The sequence below is a fragment of the Streptomyces sp. NPDC004327 genome, from assembly GCF_042873935.1.
In the GTDB taxonomy this organism is placed as follows: Bacteria; Actinomycetota; Actinomycetes; order Streptomycetales; family Streptomycetaceae; genus Streptomyces.
The window spans coordinates 60386-82938 of the sequence record NZ_JBIAME010000005.1; the positions used below are offsets into that span (position 1 = coordinate 60386).

At 73.6% G+C, this 22553-nt stretch carries 21 protein-coding genes; 5 read left to right on the forward strand and 16 right to left on the reverse strand.

The window, feature by feature from the left end:
* Window positions 1-47 precede the first annotated feature (47 nt).
* The 4 genes from ACFYU9_RS17950 to ACFYU9_RS17965 form a co-directional block, all read right to left on the reverse strand.
* A complete protein-coding gene (locus ACFYU9_RS17950; protein ID WP_389345342.1) occupies window positions 48-2621 on the reverse strand; it encodes a tetratricopeptide repeat protein in 2574 nt (857 codons plus the stop codon).
* 114 nt (window positions 2622-2735) lie between these two features.
* Window positions 2736-3143, reverse strand: a complete 408-nt coding sequence (locus ACFYU9_RS17955) for a hypothetical protein (RefSeq protein WP_389345343.1) — start codon at window positions 3141-3143, stop codon at window positions 2736-2738.
* A complete protein-coding gene (locus tag ACFYU9_RS17960) occupies window positions 3140-3610 on the reverse strand; it encodes a 2-phosphosulfolactate phosphatase (protein WP_389345344.1) in 471 nt (156 codons plus the stop codon). The genes ACFYU9_RS17955 and ACFYU9_RS17960 overlap by 4 nt, the downstream gene beginning before the upstream one ends.
* Window positions 3610-5247, reverse strand: a complete 1638-nt coding sequence (locus ACFYU9_RS17965) for an ABC-F family ATP-binding cassette domain-containing protein (protein ID WP_389345345.1) — start codon at window positions 5245-5247, stop codon at window positions 3610-3612. Before ACFYU9_RS17965 ends, ACFYU9_RS17960 begins: the two co-directional genes overlap by 1 nt.
* 54 nt (window positions 5248-5301) lie before the next feature.
* Here ACFYU9_RS17965 and ACFYU9_RS17970 point away from each other — a divergent pair, with 54 nt between their 5' ends.
* Complete coding sequence (locus ACFYU9_RS17970; RefSeq protein WP_389206872.1) at window positions 5302-6270, forward strand: NAD(P)/FAD-dependent oxidoreductase; 969 nt, start codon at window positions 5302-5304, stop codon at window positions 6268-6270.
* Window positions 6271-6469: 199 nt separating this feature from the next.
* On the opposite strand, the gene ACFYU9_RS17975 is transcribed toward ACFYU9_RS17970, so the two are convergent.
* Entirely contained in the window at window positions 6470-6778 is a 309-nt protein-coding gene (locus ACFYU9_RS17975) for a hypothetical protein (protein ID WP_389345346.1), read from the reverse strand.
* Window positions 6779-6901: 123 nt separating this feature from the next.
* A complete protein-coding gene (locus ACFYU9_RS17980; RefSeq protein WP_389345347.1) occupies window positions 6902-8203 on the reverse strand; it encodes a M14 family metallocarboxypeptidase in 1302 nt (433 codons plus the stop codon).
* A gap of 385 nt (window positions 8204-8588) precedes the next feature.
* Between ACFYU9_RS17980 and ACFYU9_RS17985 the strand changes: the two genes are divergently transcribed.
* Window positions 8589-10109 (forward strand): M1 family metallopeptidase, encoded by a 1521-nt coding sequence (locus tag ACFYU9_RS17985; RefSeq protein ID WP_389206878.1) that lies wholly within the window; start codon window positions 8589-8591, stop codon window positions 10107-10109.
* A gap of 158 nt (window positions 10110-10267) precedes the next feature.
* On the opposite strand, the gene ACFYU9_RS17990 is transcribed toward ACFYU9_RS17985, so the two are convergent.
* The gene (locus tag ACFYU9_RS17990; RefSeq protein ID WP_389206880.1) at window positions 10268-10819 is read right to left on the reverse strand and encodes a GNAT family N-acetyltransferase; all 552 of its coding nucleotides are present in this window, start codon (window positions 10817-10819) and stop codon (window positions 10268-10270) included.
* A 48-nt stretch (window positions 10820-10867) separates the two neighbouring features.
* On the opposite strand from ACFYU9_RS17990, the gene ACFYU9_RS17995 reads away from it, so the two are divergent.
* Window positions 10868-11470 carry a TetR/AcrR family transcriptional regulator gene (locus tag ACFYU9_RS17995; RefSeq protein ID WP_389206882.1) on the forward strand — a complete coding sequence of 201 codons (603 nt, stop codon included), beginning with the start codon at window positions 10868-10870 and terminating at the stop codon, window positions 11468-11470.
* 99 nt (window positions 11471-11569) lie between these two features.
* On the opposite strand, the gene ACFYU9_RS18000 is transcribed toward ACFYU9_RS17995, so the two are convergent.
* Both ACFYU9_RS18000 and ACFYU9_RS18005 read right to left on the reverse strand, forming a co-directional pair.
* Window positions 11570-12412: an oxygenase MpaB family protein gene (locus ACFYU9_RS18000; RefSeq protein WP_389345653.1), complete on the reverse strand. Its 843-nt coding sequence runs from the start codon at window positions 12410-12412 to the stop codon at window positions 11570-11572.
* Between the two features lie 522 nt (window positions 12413-12934).
* The gene (locus ACFYU9_RS18005) at window positions 12935-13423 is read right to left on the reverse strand and encodes a hypothetical protein (protein ID WP_389206886.1); all 489 of its coding nucleotides are present in this window, start codon (window positions 13421-13423) and stop codon (window positions 12935-12937) included.
* Window positions 13424-13594: 171 nt separating this feature from the next.
* Here ACFYU9_RS18005 and sph point away from each other — a divergent pair, with 171 nt between their 5' ends.
* Window positions 13595-14599, forward strand: a complete 1005-nt coding sequence (gene sph / locus ACFYU9_RS18010; RefSeq protein ID WP_389206888.1) for a sphingomyelin phosphodiesterase — start codon at window positions 13595-13597, stop codon at window positions 14597-14599.
* Window positions 14600-14779: 180 nt separating this feature from the next.
* Here sph and ACFYU9_RS18015 read toward each other — a convergent pair whose 3' ends face one another.
* The 6 genes from ACFYU9_RS18015 to ACFYU9_RS18040 form a co-directional block, all read right to left on the reverse strand.
* A complete protein-coding gene (locus ACFYU9_RS18015) occupies window positions 14780-15217 on the reverse strand; it encodes a hypothetical protein (protein WP_389206891.1) in 438 nt (145 codons plus the stop codon).
* A gap of 44 nt (window positions 15218-15261) precedes the next feature.
* Entirely contained in the window at window positions 15262-15774 is a 513-nt protein-coding gene (locus tag ACFYU9_RS18020) for a macro domain-containing protein (RefSeq protein ID WP_389206893.1), read from the reverse strand.
* On the reverse strand, window positions 15771-16457 hold the full coding sequence (locus tag ACFYU9_RS18025) for a class I SAM-dependent methyltransferase (RefSeq protein WP_389345348.1): 687 nt from the start codon (window positions 16455-16457) through the stop codon (window positions 15771-15773). The genes ACFYU9_RS18020 and ACFYU9_RS18025 overlap by 4 nt, the downstream gene beginning before the upstream one ends.
* Before the next feature lie 111 nt (window positions 16458-16568).
* Window positions 16569-18269: a hypothetical protein gene (locus ACFYU9_RS18030; RefSeq protein ID WP_389345349.1), complete on the reverse strand. Its 1701-nt coding sequence runs from the start codon at window positions 18267-18269 to the stop codon at window positions 16569-16571.
* Between the two features lie 95 nt (window positions 18270-18364).
* On the reverse strand, window positions 18365-18952 hold the full coding sequence (locus ACFYU9_RS18035) for a helix-turn-helix transcriptional regulator (RefSeq protein WP_389345350.1): 588 nt from the start codon (window positions 18950-18952) through the stop codon (window positions 18365-18367).
* Window positions 18953-19044: 92 nt separating this feature from the next.
* Window positions 19045-19419: a hypothetical protein gene (locus ACFYU9_RS18040; RefSeq protein WP_389345351.1), complete on the reverse strand. Its 375-nt coding sequence runs from the start codon at window positions 19417-19419 to the stop codon at window positions 19045-19047.
* A gap of 88 nt (window positions 19420-19507) precedes the next feature.
* Between ACFYU9_RS18040 and ACFYU9_RS18045 the strand changes: the two genes are divergently transcribed.
* Window positions 19508-20251 (forward strand): MerR family transcriptional regulator, encoded by a 744-nt coding sequence (locus ACFYU9_RS18045; RefSeq protein WP_389206901.1) that lies wholly within the window; start codon window positions 19508-19510, stop codon window positions 20249-20251.
* A gap of 93 nt (window positions 20252-20344) precedes the next feature.
* On the opposite strand, the gene ACFYU9_RS18050 is transcribed toward ACFYU9_RS18045, so the two are convergent.
* The gene (locus ACFYU9_RS18050; RefSeq protein ID WP_389206903.1) at window positions 20345-22519 is read right to left on the reverse strand and encodes a 3-hydroxyacyl-CoA dehydrogenase NAD-binding domain-containing protein; all 2175 of its coding nucleotides are present in this window, start codon (window positions 22517-22519) and stop codon (window positions 20345-20347) included.
* Window positions 22520-22553: the final 34 nt, after the last annotated feature.

The window sequence follows — 22553 nt, forward strand, 5'->3', positions numbered from 1 at the left end:
GTGCGCCGCTCTTCTCGGGTCGGGCCGGTCCGGCCGCCGAGCTGTCCCTAGAGCGAGTACATGTTCGCCCGGGCCCTGCGCGTGCGGGGATCGTCGGGGCCGAGCACGCGCTCGAAGTCGGCGATGACCTGCTCGCACAGGCGGTCGGCTTCGTCGTGGTTCCCGACTTTCCGGTGGAGTGCGGCCAGGTTCGCCCGGGCGTGGAGCGTGTCCGGGTGGTCGGGACCGAGCACCCGCTCGAATCCCGCGACGGCCTGCTGCTGCCCGTACAGCGCCGCGTCGTACTGTCCGGTCTCGCTGTAGGTGAGGGTGAGGTTGTTGAGGCTCGTGAGCGTGTCGGGGTGGTTGTGGCCGAGGACGTGCTGACGGTCGGCGAGGACCCGCTCGCCCAGGGCCAGCGCCTCCGCGAGCCGACCGTCGTCACCGTAGGCCACGGCGAGGTCCGCGCGGGCCATGAGGGTGTCGGGGTGGTTGTGGCCGAGGAGGCGCTGACGATCGGCGAGGACCCGCTCGCTCAGCTCGATCGCCTCCTCGTACCGGCCGACGCTTCGGTAGGCGAAGGCGAGCCTGGCGCGGGCGGCGATCGTGTCGGGATGATCGGGACCGAGAACGCGCTCGCGGTCGGCGAGAAGCTGCTTGCTCAGGAACACCGCCTCCGCGTACTGGCCGGCGTCACGGTAGGCAGCCGCTAGGTCCGCGCGCGCGTTGAGCGTGTGCAGGTGGTCCTCTCCGAGAACACGCTCGCGCTCTGCCACGTCCCGCAGCCGCAGCCGAATGACGCTCTCCAGCCGCTCCGGGCCGGGATCCTCCGCCGGGGTCGGCGCCGGCGGGGCGGCCGGGGCGGGCACCTGCGCGGCCGCCGGCTCCACCCAGCGCGTACGGGCCTGCTCCTCACCCATCCAGTCGATGTCCGCCTCGCGCGGCCGCGGCTGACGGTCCCCCTGGGACAGCGCGTCGGAGAGGCCGGCGATCACCGCGCTCCTGTCGACGTCCCCGAGGACACCGCTCTCGGCGAGCAGCTCGGCGGCCCGTTCGAGCCTGCTGCGCAGCTCCCGTTCCCGCTCGCGGTCCTCGGCCGGGGCCCAGGGGGCCCGGCGCGGCTCCGCCGCCGCCCGGCGGTGCTCGTCGCGTCCGCGCGGCCGTGTGTCGGCGTCGAGGTCCGCCTTCAGGGCGATGCGTCGGCGTTCGTACGTCTCGGACCACGTCGCCCGCGGGCTGACGCCGTACAGGGTGTCCAGGTTGGCGTACAGGACGGCGGGCAGTTCGGCCGGCAGTCCGCTGGCGTCCAGGGCGTCGAAGCGGCTGGTGAGGAGTGCGGAGAACGCGGCGCGCGCGGTCTCGACCTGGTCGTCCGGCGGGGAGGTCTCGCGGGCCGCGCGGGCGGTGAGGGCGTGGATGCGCACTTCGCGGAACCGGTGCCGGCGGTCGACGCTGAGCAGGCTGTAGCGGTTGAGCGTGTGCAGGGTCCGCTGGATCTCCTCGGGGGTGATCGAGGAAGCCGCGGCACGGCGCCGCCCCATGCCCCAGACGCCGCGCCGCCGTGGCGCCGCGGCGTCGATGGCCTGCCGGTGCCGGGTGAGGTAGTCCAGGGCGGGGCCGGTCTCCCACAGGCCGATCGGGTGTCCGTCGGGGTCCAGGAAGGCGGCCAGGCGCAGGACGGCGGCGGCGAGCGGGGCGTCGGCCGCGTCGAGGGCGAGCAGCAGGGTCGTGGTGACGGCGCGGCCGTAGCCGTCGGCGTCCGCGGTGTCCGGGAGCAGGTCGGCGAGGTGGAGCCGCCGGCTGGTGAACATCTCCAGGTAGGCGCGGCAGGTGAGCTGCTCGTTGAGCATGTACGCGGTGGCGTGGCCGAGGGCGAGCGGGAGGCAGCCCAGCGCTTCGGCGAGGTCCGCGGCGCGCTCGTCCAGGAGGTGAGGCGAGCCGGCCGTGGTGAGGCGGCCCTCGATGTAGGCCATGGCCTCGTCGCCGGTGAAGGCGCCGACGTCGACGAGGGTGCGGCCGCCGCCCGAGAGGCGGGAGTCGCGCAGTCGGGTGGTGGCCAGGGTCCAGCCGGAGGTGCCGACGGGCCACCACGAGACCATGGTGCCGGGGTCGGTGATGTCGTCCAGGACCACGAGCCAGCTGCGTTCCGTCGTGGCGCACCAGGCGAGGAACGCCTGGGCGTCGGCGTAGGCGTCGTGGCCGAAGGCGCCGGCGGCGTGGACCATGCCGGCGGCCTGCGCGTACCGCGCGATCACCTGGTCCGGCTCCGCCGCGGGCACCCAGACGATGAGGTCCACGCCGTCGCCGGCCGCCTCGGCGGCGTAGGCGGCGGCCAGCTGTGACTTGCCGACACCGCCGCCGCCCGAGAGGACCTGGGTGAGGACGGCGCTGTGGCCGTCGGCGCGCGCCGTCTCGATCCGGCTGCGCAGCTCGGGGCGGACCTGGAAGGCCGAGGCGAGGACGGGCACGGCGCCGACCCGGACGGGCCAGCCGACGGCGCCGCGGTCCTGTGCGGGCAGGTGGATGTTCACGACGCTGTTGTCGCCGATGGCGCTCATGGAGGAGTCGCCGCCCACGGCGACGCCGTGGGCTCCCGCCTCGACGCCCGGCCGCGCCCGCTTCCTGCCGAACAGGTCAGCCATGGCCACCGTGCCGCGAGGTGGAGCCCACTGCCCGCACGCCCGACATTCCGTCTCCCCCTCGGCCCTCTCGGCGAGGTCCCACCGTATCGCGCGCACCGGCCGCAGGGGCGTGCGTTACGGCACGAAGCGCAGCGCCCATTCGGCCCGGTTCGCCACCGACAGGTCGTCGTCCCCCGTCAGCGGCCCGAGGAGCCGCTGCGCGGTCTTCGGGTCGGCCTGGACGAGGTCGACGATCTCCGTGGCGAGGCCGTCCTGGTCGTCGCCGAGGTCGACGGCGGAGGCGCGGACGAGGACCGGCAGCTGCTCCGTACCGCCGAGGCCGGCGATGAGGCCGCCGAGGAGTTCGCGCGCGTAGGAGTTGCGGTCGGAGACCGCGCGGTCGAGTTCGGCGGTGAGGCGCGGGAGGTGGCCCCGGTCTCCCGTCGCCGCGATCTCGTCGGCGAGGTCGATGGTCTCGTCGATGTCGGCGTCGAGGTCGTCGAGCATCGCGATCAGCCGGGTCACGCGGGCGTCGTCGGTCATGGTGCCTCCTGGAATGCGCCGTCCACGAGGACGGGGACGGCGGCGGACGAGTCGATCTCGGCGGCCACCTCCACGTCCTGCGGATAGCCGTACTCGTACAGTTCACGGCCCGAGTCACAGCCGTGCAAGGCGGCGACCGGGTCCTCCGTGGCGGTCCACAGCGTGGCCGCCGCGGTCGCCTCGGGCGTCAGGGTGGCGCCGCCCGGGACGAGGGCCCGGAGTGCGGCGAGGACGGCGCCGGCGGCGAGGAGGTCCTCCAGGGCGGGCCGCAGGGAGCCGTCGGGCCATCGTTCGCCGGCGGCGACGACGGCGATGCCGGCCGGCGGGCCGGCGGCGAGCCGGCGGGCGACGGCGGTGGTGAACGAGAGGACGTCCACGACGACCACGCACTCGGCGCGGGCGCCCAGGCGCCGGGCGTCGGCCGGCCCCCACCCGAACGAGACGCCGGCACCGGGTGCGGCGGTCATCAGAGTTCGGTCACCTTGCCGTCGGCGACCTCGATGCGCCGGGTGACGCGGACGGCGTCGAGCATCCGCCGGTCGTGGGTGACGAGCAGCAGCGTGCCGGTGTACGACTCGAGCGCCGACTCCAGCTGCTCGATGGCGGGCAGGTCGAGGTGGTTGGTCGGCTCGTCGAGGACGAGCAGGTTCACGCCGCGGCCCTGGAGCAGGGCGAGCGCGGCGCGGGTGCGTTCGCCGGGCGAGAGGGTGGTGGCGGGGCGCAGCACGTGGTCGGCCTTGAGGCCGAACTTGGCGAGCAGGGTGCGGACGTCGGCCGGCTCGGTGTCGGGAACGGCCGCGCAGAAGGCCTCGAGGAGCGTCTCGGTGCCGTGGAAGAGCTTGCGGGCCTGGTCGACCTCGCCGACGACGACGCCGGGGCCGAGGGCCGCGTCGCCGGAGTCGAGTGCGAGGCGGCCGAGGAGGGCGGCGAGGAGGGTGGACTTGCCGGCTCCGTTGGCGCCGGTGATGGCGACCCGGTCGGCCCAGTCGACCTGGAGGGTGACCGGCCCGAAGGAGAAGTCACCGCGGCGGACCTCGGCCTCGCGCAGGGTGGCGACGACCGCGCCGGCACGGGGCGCGGCGGCGATCTCCATGCGCAGCTCCCACTCCTTGCGGGGCTCGTCGACGACGTCGAGGCGTTCGATCATGCGCTGGGTCTGGCGGGCCTTGGCGGCCTGCTTCTCGCTGGCCTCGCCGCGCAGCTTGCGGCCGATCTTGTCGTTGTCGGTGGCCTTGCGGCGGGCGTTGCGGACGCCCTTGTCCATCCAGTTGCGCTGCATGAGGGCGCGCGATTCGAGGCCCGCCTTCTTGTCGGCGTACTCCTCGTACTCCTCGCGGGCGTGCCGGCGGGCGGTATCCCGCTCCTCCAGGTAGGCCTCGTAGCCGCCGCCGTACAGGGTGATCTGCTGCTGGGCGAGGTCGAGTTCGAGGACCTTGGTCACGGTCCGGGTGAGGAACTCGCGGTCGTGGCTGATGACGACGGTGCCGGCGCGCAGGCCGGCGACGAAGGCCTCCAGGCGCTCCAGACCGTCGAGGTCGAGGTCGTTGGTGGGCTCGTCGAGGAGGAAGACGTCGTAGCGGGAGAGGAGGAGGGAGGCGAGGCCGGCGCGGGCTGCCTGGCCGCCGGAGAGCGAAGTCATCGGCTGGTCGAGGCCGATGGTGAGGCCGAGCGTGCCGGCGGTTTCCTCGGCGCGCTCGTCGAGGTCGGCGCCGCCGAGGTCGAGCCAGCGCTCCAGGCTGACGGAGTACGCGTCGCCGGCGCCGGGCGTGCCGTCGACGAGGCCCTGGGTGGCCTCGTCCATGGCGGCCTGGGCGGCGGCGACGCCGGTGCGCCGGGCCAGGAACTGCCGTACGGTCTCACCCTCGCGCCGCTCGGGCTCCTGCGGGAGGTGGCCGACGGTGGCGGTGGGCGGGGAGAGCCGCAGTTCGCCGTCCTCGGGGGTGTCGAGGCCGGCGAGCAGGCGCAGGAGCGTGGACTTGCCGGCTCCGTTGACGCCGACGAGGCCGATGACGTCCCCGGGGGCGACGACGAGGTCGAGCCCGGAGAAGAGGGAGCGCTCGCCGTGGCCGGCGGCGAGGTTCTTGGCGACGAGGGTGGCAGTCATCAGGTGATGAATCCTACGTGTCGGGCCGCGCGGCCCGCGGGTACGGTCCCGGGCATGGACAGCGATGTGATCGTGGTGGGCGGCGGGGTCATCGGCCTGACGGCGGCGGTCCGGCTCGCGGAGCGGGGGCTGCGGGTCCGGGTGTGGTCGCGGGAAGCCGTGGCGCAGACCACGTCGGCGGTGGCCGGTGCCCTGTGGTGGCCGTACCGGATCGAGCCGGCGGCGGAGGTCGGCGACTGGTCGATCGCCTCGCTGCGGGTGTACGAGGAGCTGGCCGGCGATCCGGACGCGACGGGCGTGCGGCTCGTGCCGGGCGTGCACGCCGACACGCTGCTGGAGGGGCCCGATGGGCTCGGCGCGTGGGCGAAGCGGGTGCCGGGGCTGCGGCAGCTGGCGCCGGCGGAGGTGCCGGGGCCGTACGAGGTGGGTCTGGCGGCCCGGCTGCCGCTGGTCGACATGCCGGTCCATCTGGCCTGGCTCCAGGGGCGGTTGGCGTCGCTGGGCGGGGCCGTCGAGCGGCGCGTGGCGAGCACCCTCGGGGAGGCCGCGGCCTGCGCGCGGGTGGTGGTGAACTGCACCGGGCTCGGCGCGCGGGAGCTGGTGCCGGATCCGGGGATGCGGGCGGTGCGGGGGCAGCTGGTACTGGTGGAGAACCCGGGAGTGGACAGCTGGTTCACGGCGGCCGACGGGGGCTCGGCGGACACCACGTACTTCTTCCCGCAGCCGGGCCGGCTGATCCTGGGCGGCACGGCACGCGAATCCGACGAGAGCCTGGTCCCGGCCCCCGAGGCGGCGGCCGCGATCGTGGCGCGCTGCGCCCGGGTCCGCCCGGAGATCGCGGGCGCGCGGGTGCTCGGCCACCGCGTCGGGCTCCGCCCGGCGCGGGCCGGTGGCGTCCGGCTGGAGGCCGAGGCGCTGCCGGGCGGCGGGCTCCTCGTCCACGACTACGGTCACGGCGGCGCGGGTGTCACGGTGGCGTGGGGCTGCGCGGACCGGGTGGCGGAGCTGGTCTGCGGGGGCTGAGGGATTCTGGAGGGCTGAGGGCTGAGGGCTTCCGGGGGGCTGGGGGCTTCCGGGGGGGGCTGGGGGCTTCCGGGGGGGCTAAGGGCTGCGGCCGGGGCTGCGGCCGGGGCCCGGGCCGCAGTAGGCGCCGTACGAGACGGACGCCCGCCCCGCGGACCGGGGAGGTCCGCCGGGCGGGCGTCCGAGGGTGCCGTGCCGGTCAGCCCGGGAAGGGCTTCTGGGCGTTGTCGTCGGCGTCGACGCACGCCTTGATCCGGCGGTCCAGCGCGTCGGCCTGGGCGTTGACGCGGCGGGCCTCCTCGCGGGAGCCGAGCTGCTTCAGCTTGGCGGCCTTGACGCGCAGGGCGTGGGAGTCCTGGCGCATCTTCGGGACGTTGCAGGTGACCGTGGATCCGGCGGCCTGGGCCGTCGGGGCGGTCGCGGTCTGCCCGAGCAGCAGGCCCCCGGCCAGCAGCGTCGTGGCGGCGAGAGCCGACAGGGTGCGGCGCAGCGGCGTCGCGTTCGTCATGGTGTCACTCCAAGTTCCGGGCCGTCACGGCCCGTTTCCCGTTCGGTATGGTCAATACCGATGGGTAACCGTAGCCCGGAACGATCATGGGATCCGCCAGGCCGGGCCGTGGTCACCAGGTCCTCAACACCTCTCCACAGGCTCTCCGCCGGTGAGCCCGTAGGCCGCGCGCGGATCGAGCAGCAGCGGCACGAGCGCCCGCAGCGACTGCCGCAGCGGTACGAGCACGCCATCGCCCTCCTTGCGCACGACGACGCCGTGCAGCTCCAACTCGTCGCGGACGTCCGCGTACTGAGCCTCAGTCAGGCGGTAGCCGCAGGGCGGGTCCTGGAGGATCTCGGCGGGCTCGGCCGGGTCGTTGTCCGCGCCGCCGAGGAGGACCGGGCCGCGGTCGGCGAAGCCGGTCAGGCGGGCCGCCGCGGTGGCGGCCGCGAGCGGTCCGCCCCGTTCGCCGAGATAGCCGAACGCGCCCTTGAGGGCGGCCATTTGGGTGGCGACGCGGCGGCGGTGGTTGCGGGCCGGGTCGTTCTGCTCGGCCGGGTCGAGGGCGTTCTCGCGGGTCTCGACGAGCAGGCCGACGGCGTGCTTGACGCCCGCGGTGTTGCGCAGGATGCGCTCCTGGCCGTCGCCGGCGACCTGCTTGACCGGCTCGCCGGTGACCGGGTCGGTCCAGATGCCGTAGATGCCGCTGCTGTATCCGGCGCGCGCCGCGGCGGGCCGCACGTACGACTCGGACAGGGTGCGCGCCTCGGCGTGGACACGGGGGTCGGTGTTGAGGTTGCGCGGCCAGAGGGCGAGCAGGTCCTTGTCGTAGTAGGGCGGCGTGGCGCCGTACTCGTGGAGGTCGTAGATCAGCTCGGGGCGCCGGTCGCGGATGACGGCGGCGACGGTGCGCGTCTCGTTGGTGCGCAGGGCGAGGTGGTCGCGGTTGATGTCGACGCCGGCGGCGTTGCCCCGGGTGTTCGCCTCGCGGCCGTCGGGGTTGGCGGTGGGCACGACGAGGAGCGTGGTGCGGGCGAGGAAGCGCCGGGTCGCGCCGTCCTGGGCGTAGGCGAGGTCGCGCAGGGTGCTCAGACAGGTCTCGCGGCCGGCTGGCTCGTCGCCGTGCTGGGAGCAGATCAGCAGCACGGTCGTGGCGCCCGTGCCGATGGTGGCGAGCCGCAGCGGGCGGCCCTGCGCGGTGGTGCCGACGGTGCGGACGGACAGCCGGGCGCTGGCGCGGCCGACGGCGGCGAGGAAGGCGGTCTCCTCCGCCTCACTGGTCCAGCGGGCGCCGTCGCTGGTCTCGAAGCCGGTGCGCGGGAGAGCCGGCCCGGGCGCGCTGCCCGCGGCCTCGGTGGGGGCGGCGAGGAGCGGCAGTCCGAGGGCGGCGACAGCGGCCGCGACGGTGAGCGCGCGCCGGCGGTGACGGGGGATGCGGGTCATCGGGCCTCACCGGGGATCGGGGCGCCGGTGCGCGGGGGCGCGGGGCGCCGGTCGGGGCGACACGGTGCTGAACGGGCGGACCGTCCGGGAGGTCACGTCCCGGGGCGGCTCCGCGCACGCACCGGCGCACGCGTCAGCGCGGGTAACGGCACACGTACCGGCACACGTATCGGCATGGGGCGGAAGGTACCCCGGGCGGCTCCGCCGCAAAAGAGTGCCCGCTGCGACAACCGCCACGGGTGGTACATGTCGGCCGAATGGCGATCATGTGACAGGAGGTGCTCTGGACGTGACGGCCCGTCGCGGGGCTGAATAGGGTCGCTGAGGACCGACGGCCCACCAAGCGTCTTACGTTTCTTGCGACTTCACGACCTGAGGAGCACCTGTGCACCGCAGAATCATCGTTCCGAGCGCTCTCGCGGCCTCCCTCCTGCTGGCGATCCCGGCATCGGCGGCCGACTTCCAGCCGGGCGCGCCGGGCATCGGCGACTCGTACTACCCCGCCAGCGGCAACGGCGGCTACGACGTGTCCCACTACGACCTGCGTCTGAAGTACCAGCCGGCGACGGACCTGTTGGAGGGCACGGCGACGATCCTCGCCACCACCAAGCAGAACCTGTCCCGCTTCAACCTCGACCTGGGCCTGCGGGTCAGCGAGGTCCGCGTGAACGGCCGCGTCGCGAAGTTCGCCACCTCCGGCGACCACGAGCTGGAGGTCACCCCGGCGGTCCCGCTGGAGAAGAACAAGTCCATATCCGTCGTGGTCCGTTACGCGGGCAAGCCGTCCGAGCTGAAGATCGGCGGCTGGTCGGCCTGGCACCGTACGCCCGACGGCGGTGTCGCGGCGGACGAGCCGGACTCGGCCGTCTGGTGGTTCCCGTCGAACGACCACCCGCTCGACAAGGCGACCTTCGACGTCTCGGTGCTGGTGCCGGACGGCACGCAGGCGATCAGCAACGGCGTGCTGCAGTCGCAGTCCTCGAAGCTGGGCTGGACCCGCTTCAACTGGCGCTCCAACAAGCCCCAGGCGACGTATCTCGCCACGCTCGCCGTCGGCAAGTTCGACATCACGACGGACAAGACGGCCAGCGGGCTGCCGGTCCTCAACGCGTACAGCACGGAGCTCGGCGACAACGACGGCGCGGCGCGCGCCTCGGTCGAGCGGACCACCGAGGTCGCCGAGTGGCTGGAGTCGCTCTACGGCCCGTACCCGTTCAACGCGGTCGGCGGCTACGTGCCGAACGTGACCACCGGCTTCGCCCTGGAGACGCAGACCCGCCCGTACTACAGCCCGCGGCAGTTCGCGAACGGCGCCAACGTGTCCGTGGTCGTGCACGAGCTCGCGCACCAGTGGTACGGCGACAGCGTGTCGGTCGGCGACTGGAAGGACATCTGGATCAACGAGGGCTTCGCCCGCTACAGCCAGTGGCTGTGGTCGGAGAAGGAGGGCGAGGGCACGGCGAAGGAGCTCGCGGACTACGTGTACGCGACGCGGGCGGCCGACGACCCGTTCTGGACGGTCAAGCCGGGTGACCCGGGCGCGGACAACCAGTTCGACATCGCCGTCTACGACCGGGGCGCGCTGGCGCTCCAGGCGCTGCGCGACGAGGTCGGCGACCCGACCTTCTTCGCCATCCTCAAGGGCTGGCCGCAGGAGCACGCGTACGGCAACGCGCACGTCGCGGACTTCGTGAAGTACGCGGAGAAGGTGTCCGGCAAGCCGCTCGCGGGCCTCTTCGACACCTGGCTGTACCAGCCGGTCAAGCCCGGGACCGCGGCGGCGACCAAGGCGGGCCTGGCGGCTTCGGCTCCGGCCTCGGCGGCGAAGGGGCTGAAGGCCGTGAAGCCGGTGCAGCCGAAGTCGTGGAAGCAGATCGCGGAGACGAACACGATCCACGAGCGCTGACGCGCTGGCGCACCGCTGCGATCAGGCGTTGAGGCGCGGGCGCATCCCATGAGCGACGGAGCCGTCGTCCCCCTGGCCAGGCGGGACGGCGGCTCCGTCCTGTCCGTGCTCCGAGTGCGGCGTGCGGGCCGTGTGCTCCGAGTGCGGCGTGTGCGGCGTCAGGCGCGGCGGGCCCGCCACTCGGAGGCGAGGATGCCCCAGATCTGCTTGTCATACCGGGCGCCGGCGTACGGCCACGCCTCGCGACGCGTTCCTTCGAGGCTCATCCCGAGCCGGCGGGCGACGGCGACGCTGCGCTCGTTGTCGGCCCGGCAGTGCCATTCGGCACGGTGCAGGCCGCGCTCGACGAGGGCCCAGTCGAGGAGGGCGGTGGAGGCGGCACTGACCAGGCCGTGGCCCTCGCCGGCCGGTTCGAGCCAGCAGCCGACCTCGCAGGTTCCCCAGTCGGCGTCGAAGACGGTGAACATCACGCCGCCGACCAGCGTGCCGTCGAGCCAGATGCCGTAGAGGCGTCCGCCGTCGGCGGCCTGCCGCTCGCCGTAGCGGACCAGGGTGGCCCGGGCGCCCTCGACGTCGGTGGTGACGAAGGCCGGGCCGACCCACGGCCGGATGTGGTCGCGCGCCCGGTCCAGATGGGCGGCGAACTCCTCGGCGTGCCAGCTTTCGAGCGGCCGGAGGACGGCGTCGTCCCGCAGCGGGAGGGAGAACATCAGGGACCCCATTCACACAACAAGCGTTATGACTATTACCGTAGCAGCATGCCACGCACCAAGGGGGACCACGAGGCCCGGCGCCGTGACGTCTCCGAGGCGGTCTGGCGCGTCCTCGCCGCGCACGGCTTCGGCGGCCTGACGCTGCGCGCCGTCGCGGCCGAGCTCGGCGCCACCACCGGTCTGCTGACCCACTACTTCCCGGCGAAGCGCGATCTGGTCGCGCACGCCCTGGACCTGCTCGACGAGCGCACCATGGCTCGCCCCAGGCGGCGCTCGGACACACCGGGCCTCGCGGCCGTGCGCGTCGCACTGCTCGACATCCTGCCGCTCACCGACGAGGCCACGGCCAGCAACCGGATCTGGGTCTCCTCCTGGGACACGGCGCTCGCCGACCCGGCGCTGAGCGCCGACTACGCGGGGAAGTACGGGCGCAGCCGGGCGCGGCTCGCCGAGCTGGTCGCCACGGCGCAGGAGCTGGGCGAACTGCCGCCGGGCGACCCCTCGCGCCTGGCGACCGGCGCGCAGTCCTTCGTCCTGGGCCTGGTCGTCCAGTCCCTGCTCGACCCGGCGGCGTTCCCGGCGGAACGCCAGGTGGAGCTGCTCGACGACTACCTGGCGGCGCTGGCGGCGTCACCGGGCCGCGGTTAGCCCCGGCGGGCCTGCGCGCGTGCCTCGGCGCGGGCGGGCAGCGCGCCTCGCGGGCCGGCGCGACGGTGGAGCCCGCTCGACGGACCACCCGCCCTGCCCCTAGCCCCGGCGGGCCTGCCGACGGGCCTCGGCGCGGGCCTCCCGTGCCAGCGGGAGATAGCGCAGGCGCTCGGGCAGGAGGGGGACCACGGCTCGTGCGGCCAGGCCGAGGCGGCGCAGCCGGCGCTCCTGGGCCGGGGTCCAGTCCAGGCCGATGGCGGCGCGGGCGTCCGGCGGCATGAGGCCGACGGTGAGGAACGCGCGGGCGCGCTGGAACGGCCCGCGCAGCAGCGGCCAGAGCAGCCGCAGGGCGAGGCGCACGGGCAGCGGGCCGCGGTCGGGAGCGGGCACCGGGGCGTCGGCGTCGAGCAGCTCGCGCACGACGACGGTGGCCTCCAGCTCCTCGTCGAGGACCCGGCGGTAGTACGGCCAGAACTCCTCGATCGTCTGCGGCATGTCCCGGTCGTGGATGCCGAGCACCCGGCCCACCCGCAGCCACTCGGCGTACAGCTGCCGCTCCTGCGCCTCGGTGAGCGGGCGGGCGAGATAGCGCAGGCCGTGGCGGTAGACGGGGTAGCCGGTGGCGTGCACCCAGGCGTAGTAGGCGGGGTTCAGCGCGTGATAGCGGCGGCCGTGGGCGTCGCTGCCCTGGATCTCCTTGTGCAGCGCCCGCAGCCGGCGCCCCTCCTCGGCGGCCCGCTCGCCGCCGTAGATCCACAGCTGGACCGACCGCAGCGACCGCTCGCCCCGCCCCCACGGGTCGGTGCGGAAGACGGAGTGGTCGTCGACACCGGCGCCGATGGCGGGGTGGGCGACCTGCATGGTGAGCGCGGCGGGCAGCATGAACAGCGCGCGGACGTCCCCTGCGACGCTCCACAGCACGCCACCGACGGGCGGCGGCACGGGCTCGGGACGACGGCCGGACGCGGCGACGGGGGCGGGTCGGGCGTCACCGGACGCGAGACGGACATCACCGGGCGCAGGCCGGGCGTCACCGGACGCAGGGCGGGAGTCGCGGGGCGCGGGCCGGGAGTCACCGGACGCGAGACGGGCATCACCGGACGCGGGCCGGGCGTCACTGGGCGCGGAGCGCGCGTCACCGGGCACGGGCCGGGCGTCACCGGGCGCAGACCGGGCGTCACCGGGCACGGGGCCGTGCGAGGGGTCGCCGGCGGGCGCGGCGGCCTTCGGTCCGTCGGCGACCCGCGCCGTGCCGGCGGGGCCCTTCGGTCCCGGGCGCGGGTCCCGTCCGCCGGTAGTCCGCTCGTTCTCCGTCACGTGCTCTCCCCCTCGTGCGCTTGCTTGCCTTCAGGCTGCCCGGGCCGGGTCCGGCGGGCAAGGCGGACCCGGGGCCGGACATGACGCGGGGCCGCGACCCGGGCAGGAGTGCCCGGGGCGCGGCCCCGTACGGGTACGCGGGATGCGTCAGGCGCGCTCGGCGCCGACCGGCTCGCCGACGATGCGGCCGGCCAGGGAGCGGGCCCAGGCGTCGACGTCGGCGGAGAGCTCGCGCTCGGCGGCCTCGCGCTCGGCGGCGATCTGCTCGTGGCCGGCGGCCAGGATGCGGTCGCGCTCGGCGATGCCCTCGGCGCGGGAGGCGGCGATGGCGGCCGAGCCCTCCTCGGTGGCCTGCGAGCGGATGCGGGCGGCGTCGTGGCGCGCCTCGGCCAGCTCGGCCTCGTACTGCTCGCGGATGGCGACGGCCTCGGCGCGCAGGTCGTCGGCGCGCTCGGTGCCGCCGTCGATGGCGTCCTCACGCTGGGCAAGCGTGCGGTTGATCTTCGGGAGGACCGCCTTCGCCAGGATCAGGAAGGTGAGGGCGAAGAGGATGGCACCGAGGATGAGCTCGGCCCAGACCGGGTTCAGGGGGCCCAGGTCGGTCGGGAAGATCTGCTTGTTCTGCGCGAGGGTCATGCGCGCATCTTACCTAATCGCAAACATCACAATTCAGGCAGTCGCCAGAGAGTTGGCGCGTTTGTGCGAACCGCGCCAGATTCGCGGCATCCAATGGCTACCGGAAGGTAACCACGGCTGATTTGATGTGCGGCGCCGGATCAACCCCCCACCATCCCACGGGAGTTATCAGTGTCGCTCGCCGCGCTCCGCCGTACCACCGGTGCAGCCATCTCCGTCGCGCTCGCCGCCGCCACCCTGACCGCGACCGCGACCACCGCCTCGGCCGCCACCGGCGCCGACGCGGCCGCCGCCGTGCCGAGCCTGAAGGTGCTCACCTACAACACCTTCCTGATGTCGACGAACCTGTACCCGAACTGGGGACAGGGCTACCGGGCCGCGACCATCCCCACGACGTCCTTCTTCAAGGGCAACGACGTCGTCGTGCTCCAGGAGGCCTTCGACAACACCGCGTCCGACGCCCTGAAGGCGAAGGCGGCCGCCGAGTACCCGTACCAGACGCCGGTCGTCGGCCGGTCGAAGACGGGCTGGGACGCCACGGGCGGCTCGTACTCCTCGACGACGCCGGAGGACGGCGGCGTCACGCTGCTGAGCAAGTGGCCGGTCGTCCGCAAGGAGCAGTACGTCTACAAGGACGCCTGCGGCGCCGACTGGTACTCGAACAAGGGCTTCGTCTACGCGGTCCTCGACGTCAACGGCACCAAGGTGCACGTCGTCGGCACGCACGCCCAGTCCACCGACCCGGGCTGCTCGGCGGGCGAGGCGGCGCAGATGCGCAGCCGGCAGTTCAAGACGATCGACGCCTTCCTCGACGCCAAGAACATCCCGGCGAACGAGGAGATCATCGTCGCGGGCGACATGAACGTGGACTCGCGGTCCGCCGAGTACGGCACGATGCTGGCCGACGCGGACCTGGTCGGCGCGGACGCCCGCACCGGCCACCCGTACTCCTTCGACACGCAGACGAACTCGATCGCGAGCTACCGCTACCCGACCGACCCGCGCGAGGACCTCGACTACGTCCTCTACCGGGCCGGCCACCCGCGCCCGGCGGGCTGGACGAACAACGTGGTGCCCGAGACGACCGCGCCCTGGACGGTCTCCAGCTGGGGCAAGGACTACACGTACACCAACCTGTCCGACCACTTCCCGGTGACGGCGTACGCGGCGAACTGACCCGGCCAAACCGGCCCGGCCGGCGGACCGGCGGGCAGGCGGCGGCGCAGGGGCCCGCGAGGGCTCCGGCGCCGCCGCACGCCTAGGCTCGCGCGCGTAATGCCGTGCCGCCAAGACCCGCGCGCGCACGGCCCGTGCGCGTAAGGCCGCGCGCGAGGCCCGCGCACGCCAGGCCGCGGGCTAGCGGGCGCCGCCGAAGGCGGTGTACGCCCAGAGGGCGACGACCGCCGCGACGCACACCAGCGCCACCCACGAGCCGAACCCGGTGTGCCGCCGTCCGCGCGGGCGCGCGGACCGCGGCCGGGGACCGGCGGCGGAGGGCGTCGCGTCGGCGGCGGCCTCGGCGAGCAGCCGGCGGCACACCGCGGCGAGCTCGGCCGTCCCGGCCGTCAGGTCCACGACGGCCTCAAGACGGGCGGGCGCGGTCGTCCCGCCGTCGAGTATGCGGCCGGCCCGGACGAGCGCCTGGTCCCTGCCGCCGGTCGGCGCCAGACTGATCCAGCGCCGCACGTGCTCGCCCCGGATGACCACCCCGCCCCCGCGCTCGCGGTACACGGTGTGCTCCCGCCACAGCACCGCGGCCAGCTCGGTGGCCGTCTCCCTGAGCTGCGTCTGCATAACCCTCCCCCTGTCATGCCCCTGATCCGAACAGGCGGCCGACTCTAGCGCCCGGCCCGCCCACCGCGTGCCGCCGCGTCCCCGCCGTCGTACACGGTCACCGCAATCCCCCGCGCCACCAGCCGTTCCGCTATCAGCGGCTCGACCCGCTCCCACGTGCCGCCCGCGAGCCCGCACCCGATCCGCGGCAGGTGCACGGACGCCCCGAGTTCCACCGCCTTGTCGGCGAGCCGCCCGAGCGCCGCGTCGATCGCCTCGTACCGCACCGGGACGCCACTGCTCCGCCCGGTCCGTATCCCCCGCTGCCCCACCATGTTGGCCACCCACAGATACCGCTCGACCTGGACGAACTGCGCCGCTCCCAGCCCGAAGTCGTTCCGCGCCCGCTCCCGGTGCCAGCGCCGGTAGGCCGCCTCCGGCTCCGCCCACCGCCTCGAGACGGCGAGCACGAAGCCCTTTCCCCACCCGCCCAGGTCGTTGCAGACATGGCCGATGATCCTGACGCCCTTCCCCCGCGGCGCGGTGGCGTCCCCCTGCACGTACTCGATCGCGCTCATGGGTCCACCGTAGGAGCCGCCACTGACAACGCCCCCCGCTCCCCGCTCCGTACGGCGGTGCCGAGGACGTGTGGCGTCGCCGGCAGGGAGACGCGGGACTCCGGGAAGTCGAAGCGGTCGACGGCGGTGACGGCGAAGCCGGCGGCGGTGATCGCGGACTCGGTGTCGCGGGAGGTGTGGCAGCCGCCCGCCAGGCGGGGCCAGAGGGTCGCGTCGAGGACCCGCTGGACTCGGCGGAGTGCGGGCGAGGGGGCGCGGACGTGTTCGAGGAAGCGGAGCTGTCCGCCGGGGCGCAGGACGCGGCGGAGTTCGGCGAGGGCCGCGCCGGGGTCGGCGACCGAGCAGAGGACGAGACAGACGACGGCGGCGTCGAAGCTCGCGTCGGGGAAGGGGAGGCGCTCGGCGCGGGCGGCGACGGTCTCCACCGGGACCGGGGCCCGGGCGGCCCGCTGCCCGGCCAGGGCGCGCAGCGTCGGTTCCGGCTCGACGGCGACGAGGCGGGTGACCTCGGGCGGGTATTGCGGGAAGTTCAGCCCGTTGCCCGCGCCCACCTCGACGACCTCGCCGCTCAGCCCGGCCAGGAGCCGTCTGCGGTGTTCGTCGATGCCCGCCTTCCGCAGCGCCGGGCCGGCGTAGCGCGCGTAGCAGCGGGCGAAGAGCGGGTGCTTGATCGGTTCCGTCATGGCGGCTCTCCCCTGCGGCGGCTGTCGGGCCGACTGCCATGCCCACGATACGGCGCAAGCCCCGCCGGAGCCGTTCCGGCGGGGCTTCTCGTGTGCCAGGGCCTCGCGCTGTCAGGCGACGTGCCAGTCGTAGAGGATCTCGTAGGACCCGCCGAACTGCTCCACCTTCTGAGTGAGCGGGCGCTCCATGGCGGGGTGCCCCGCGAAGCGCTCCGGGCCGTCGACGCCGACCGTGATCGGGATCGGCGTGAAGGACTCGTCCGCCAGTCCGGACCTGATCTTCTCGTTCACCGCGTCGAAGGCGGCGCCGGCCAGCGCGCCGATCGCGCCGGCGACGGCGGCCCCGGTGATCACCGCGCCGGCCGTGGTCGCGGCCTTGACGACGGCGTCCCTGATCTGGCCGCCGAAGGCGCCGTACAGGGTGTCGAACCCGCTCCTCAGGTCGCCGTCGTCGTGCTCGATCACCAGCAGGGTGGTCGTGTACGACCGGGGCCAGGGTCCGGGCCGGTCGATGTCGAACTCCATGAGCACGTGCGGCCGGTCGCGCCAGGGGTCGCGCACGTCGTCCTCGGACACGTCCCCGATCTCGCCGCCCTTGACGACCTCGGCACCGTACGTGCCGTCCGGCCGTGCCACGACCGATGCCGAGTCCACGCCGAGCGCGGAGACGTACACCTCGTCGTCGCCGCCCTGGAGGACGGCGTCGGTCGACTCCTTCTCGACGAAATAACGCAGCCGGAACTGCAGGGTGCGGTGGTGCCAGTACGTCGACCACACGTGGTTGTCGAGCCCGAGGACGAAGAGGTCGAGGTGGTTGCCGCGGCGGGACACGGCCGTCACCGGCTGGTGCCGGTCGAAGACGGCCTGTCCGGGCACTGGGAACCAGTCGGCGGCCCAGCCCTGCTCCGCGCTCCAGTTGGTCGTCCAGACGTGGCTGTCGTTCCCCATGACGTAGAGGTCGATGTGCCCGGGGACCCGGGACGCCGTGGTGATGTGCCGGCCCTGCTCGAAGACGGCCGCACCGGGCACCGCGAACCAGTCGGTGTTCCAGCCCCCGTCGGCGCTCCAGAACTGCGTCCAGACGTGGTTGTCCTTGCCCAACAGGAACAGATCGAGGCGATCCCTGTCGCGGCTGAGGGCCGCCACCGGCTGCTGGTCGAACACGGCCGCGCCCGGCACCGGCATCCAGTCGGCGTGCCACCCGGCCTGCGCACTCCAGAACTGCGACCAGACCCGGTTGTCGTGGCCCACCACGAACAGATCGAGATGCTCCCCGTCCCGGGCCACCGCAGCCACCGGCTGCCCGTCGAACACCGCCGCACCCGGTACGGGCGCCCAGTCGGCGGCCCAGCCCCGCTCGGCGCTCCAGTACTGCGACCAGACCCGGTTGTCGTGGCCCACCAGGAACAGGTCCAGATGGTCCTTGTCCCGGGCCACCGCAGCCACCGGCTGCCCGTCGAAGACCGCCTGCCCCGGCACCGGCATCCAGTCCCCGTGCCAACCGGTCTGCGCACTCCAGAACTGCGACCACACCCGGTTGTCGTAGCCCACCACGAACAGGTCCAGATGCTCCGCGTCCCGGGCCACCGCAGCCACCGGCTGCCCGTCGAAGACCGCCTGCCCCGGCACCGGGAACCAGTCCCCGTGCCAACCGGCCTGCGCACTCCAGAACTGCGACCACACCCGGTTGTCGTTGCCCACCACGAACAGGTCGACGTTCTCCTCGGAGCGAGACACCGACGTGATCGGCCTGCCTGTGTCGAACACGGCCGCGCCCGGCACCGTGAACCACTCGGCGTTCCACGTACCCATACGATCACTCCTCTGCGACTCGACCTCCATCGTGGCTGGCGGCCGGGCCGCGGAGGATCCCTGAAATTGGGGATGGACATGGGCGTTCGGGCAGTTCAGCGGGTCAGTGCCGCGACCAGTTCGTCGCGGCCCTCGGCGCCCGTCTTGCGGAACACCGCCTTGAGGTGGTCGTTGACCGTGTACGGGGACACGCCGAGGCGCCGCGCGATCCGCTTGACGGGCGCGCCGCCACGGAGCTCGGCGACGACCTCGCGTTCCCTGGGCGTGAGCCCGTACCAGGCGCAGAACGACGGCGTGACCGTGTCTCCGGCCGCCCCTTGCAGGATGATGGCGAGATCGGCGGCGGCGTCCTCGCCGAGCGGCTCGGCCTGGGCGGTGAACCATCGGCCGCAGCGCGCAGGCGGCATGCAGAGCAAGGGACCCCGGGTATCGCCCCGGGCGCGGGCGGCGAGCGACAGGGCGTGGAAGAAGGCGTCGGAGACCCCCGCCGGGACAGCGGGCTCGGCCCCCGCCACCGCCTGTTCGACCCAGGCCCTCGCCTGCGGGCTGACCGCCTTGACACTGTGGTCGGCGCCCATGACGACCACGCCGGCGGGCAGGACCGGAGCGTCCGGGCCCGGACTGAGCGGGCCGGACGTCCCGTAGCGCCGGAGGACGGCGAGCAGGGCCGGCGCGAGCCGCAACGCCCGTCGGGTGTCGTCCTCGCCGAACGGACGCCCGCCCGAGGCACGCAGCAGCCGTAGCTCTCCCCAGGCCCCGCGCGCGTCGGCGAGCCTCAGCCAGAGCTCCGATCCGGCCCCGTGAGCGGCGAGGATCCGGTCCGCCTCGCGGTCGTGCGACCGCCCGCCGACGACGGCGACGGCGCTGTCCGTCCGGGCCGTGCCGGCCGGCCCGCGCGGGCCCGGACCGGCGATGCGGTGGGTGAGGAGGGCGAGGCGAGGGCGGGCTCGTAGCCGTGCCAGAAACTGAACCAGCAGAGCTCGGTGCCCAGGACGGGATCGGTGCCCCGGAGGCAGAGCCCGTCGTGCGCGACGATCGGGGCGAGCTGCCGGGAGATGCCCGAAGCGGCTTCCTCACCGCCGGCGCTGAAGCTCACCGCCGCGTACACGTCCCGTGCCAGCCGCTCGTCGTCGAAGAACGTCAGGCCCACGCCTTCATTCTGTCAGCGGCGTCGTCGCCCCGCCCAAGCTGCGCAGCGGTCTTTTACACACCTGGTGAGACAGCAATACTGTTGAACCATGGAGCAGGAAAGCGAGCAGTGGGCCGCCACCGCGCCCGTGTACACCGTGGACGAGCTGGCCGCGCGGGCCGGCGTCACCGTGCGGACCGTGCGGTTCTACGGCACGCGGGGGCTGTTGCCGCCGCCCGTGATCGGGCCGCGGCGGGTCGGGCGGTACGGGCCCGAGCACCTGTCGCGGCTCGCGCTGATCGAGGAGCTGCAGCGGCAGGGGATGACGCTCGCGGCGATCGAGCGCTATCTGGAGCAGCTGCCGCCGGACCTCAGCGCGCAGGACCTGGCGATCCACCGGGCCCTCGTCGCCTCCTGGGCGCCCGAGTCCGCCGAGGAGATCACCCGGCAGGAGCTGGAGCGCCGGGCCGGGCGCCCGCTCGCGGACCGGGACGTGGACCGGCTGGCGGCGATGGGCGTGCTCGACCGCACCGCCGACCCCGACGCCTTCCGGCTCGACGGCTCCCTGCTGCGGCTCGGCGTCGAGCTGCTCGACGTGCCGATCGAGCACGAGACGATCCTCGCCTCCCGCACCGTGCTCCTGGAGCACGCCCGGGCCGCCGCGCAGGAGCTGGCCCGGCTGTTCCAGGAGCAGGTGTGGAGCCCGTACCGGGAGAGCGGCGCGGACCCGGATCACCTGACCGCGATGAAGTCGCTGTCGGCGCACATGCAGCCGATGGTGATCCAGGCCCTCGTGACGGCCTTCCAGCGATCCCTCAGCGAGGAACTCCGGACGGCCTTTCGGAGCCGCTGACCCAGGCGTCTGACTCAGGTGTCTGCCTCAGGCGTCTGACTCAGGTGTCCGCCTCAAGCGTCTGACTCAGGAGTCTGGCCTCAGGCGTCTGCCTCAGGCGTCCGTGAAGACCTCGCCGCGCTCCGCCTTCTCCACCAGGAGCGCCGGCGGGGTGAAGCGCTCGCCGTACGTCGCCGCCAGCTCGCGGGCCCGCTCCACGAAGCCGGCGACGCCGCCCTCGTAACCGTTGATGTACTGGAGCACACCACCGGTCCAGGCCGGGAAGCCGATGCCGAGGATGGAGCCGATGTTGGCGTCGGCGACCGACGTCAGCACGCCCTCCTCGATCAGCCGGACGGTGTCGAGGGCCTCGGCGAAGAGCATCCGCTCCTGCATGTCGCGGAACGGGACCTCGACCTCGGGCTTGGTGAAGTGCTCGCGCAGTCCGGGCCAGAGCTTGCCGCGCCTGCCGTCCTCGCCGTACTCGTAGAAGCCGGCGCCGCCGCTGCGGCCGGGGCGGCCGAACTCGTCGACCATGCGGTCGATGACGAGCTCGCCCGGGTGGCTGACCCAGGTGCCGCCGGCCTCCTCGATCGCCTTGCGCGTCTCGTTGCGGATCTTGCGCGGCAGGGTGAGGGTCAGCTCGTCCATCAGGGAGAGCACCTTCGCCGGGTAGCCGGCCTGGGCGGCGGCCTGCTCGACGGAGGCGGGCTCGATGCCCTCGCCGACCATGGCGACGCCCTCGTTGATGAAGTGGCCGATCACCCGGGAGGTGAAGAAGCCGCGCGAGTCGTTGACGACGATCGGCGTCTTGTTGATCTGGCGCACCAGGTCGAACGCGCGGGCCAGGGCCTCGTCGCCGGTCCGCTCGCCCTTGATGATCTCGACGAGCGGCATCTTGTCGACGGGCGAGAAGAAGTGCAGGCCGATGAAGTCGGCCTGGCGCTCGACGCCCTCGGCGAGGACGGTGATGGGGAGCGTGGAGGTGTTGGAGCAGAGCAGCGCGTCGGGCTCGACGACGTGCTGGATCTCCTGGAACACCTTGTGCTTGAGCGAGGTGTCCTCGAAGACCGCCTCGATGACGGCGTCGCAGCCGGCGAGGTCGGCCACGTCGCCGGTCGGCGTGATGAGGGCGAGCAGCGCGTCGGCCTTCTCCTGGGTGGTGCGTCCCTTGGCGACGGCCTTGGCGCAGAGCTTCTCGGAGTACGCCTTGCCCTTGGCGGCGGCCTCGGTGGAGACGTCCTTGAGGACGACCCGGATGCCGGCGCGGGCGCAGGAGTACGCGATGCCGGCGCCCATCATGCCGGCGCCGAGCACGGCGACCTTGGTGACCTCGCGCCGCTCGACGCCCTTGGGGCGGCTGGCGCCGGAGTTGACGGCCTGGAGGTCGAAGAAGAACGCCTGGATCATGTTCTTCGCGGTCTGGCCGACGACCAGCTCGGTGAAGTAGCGGCTCTCGATGGTGAGCGCGGTCTCGAAGTCGACCTGGGAGCCCTCGACGGCCGCCGCCATGATGTTGCGCGGGGCCGGGTAGGGGGCGCCGTTCAGCTGCTTGCGCAGGTTGGCGGGGAAGGCCGGCAGGTTGGCGGCGAACTTCGGGTTCGCCGGGGTGCCGCCGGGGATCCGGTAGCCGGGCACGTCCCAGGGCTGCGCCGACTCGGGGTGGGCGTCGATGAAGGCGCGGGCCTTCGCGAGCATCTCCTCCGGGGTGGCGGCCAGCTCGTGCACGAGCCCGTTGTCGAGGGCGCGCTTCGGGTTGTACTGGGTGCCCTGGAGCAGCACCTTGAGCAGCGCGTCGGTGATGCCCATGAGGCGAACGGTGCGGGCGACGCCGCCGCCACCGGGCAGCAGGCCGAGGGTGACCTCGGGCAGGCCGATCTTGGAGCCGGGCGCGTCGAGGGCGACGCGGTGGTGGGAGGCGAGGGCGATCTCGTAGCCGCCGCCGAGCGCGGCGCCGTTGACGGCGGCGACGACGGGCTTGCCGAGGGTCTCGATGCGGCGCAGCGCGTCCTTGATCTCGATGGCGGTGTCGAAGATCGCCCGGGCGTCCTCGGGGCCGGCCTTGATCATGTCCTTGAGGTCGCCGCCGGCGAAGAAGGTCTTCTTCGCGGAGGTGTAGATGATGCCGCGGATGGAGTCCTTCTCGGCCACGGCGCGGTCGGCGATCGCCTTGATGGAGGCGCGGAACGCCTGGTTCATGGTGTTGGCGGACTGGTTGGGGTCGTCGAGGACGAGGGTGACGACGCCGGTCTCGTCCTGCTCCCAGCGGATGGTGGTGCTCTCGCTCATGACTGCTGCTTCTCCGTAAGAGGGATTCGGACGG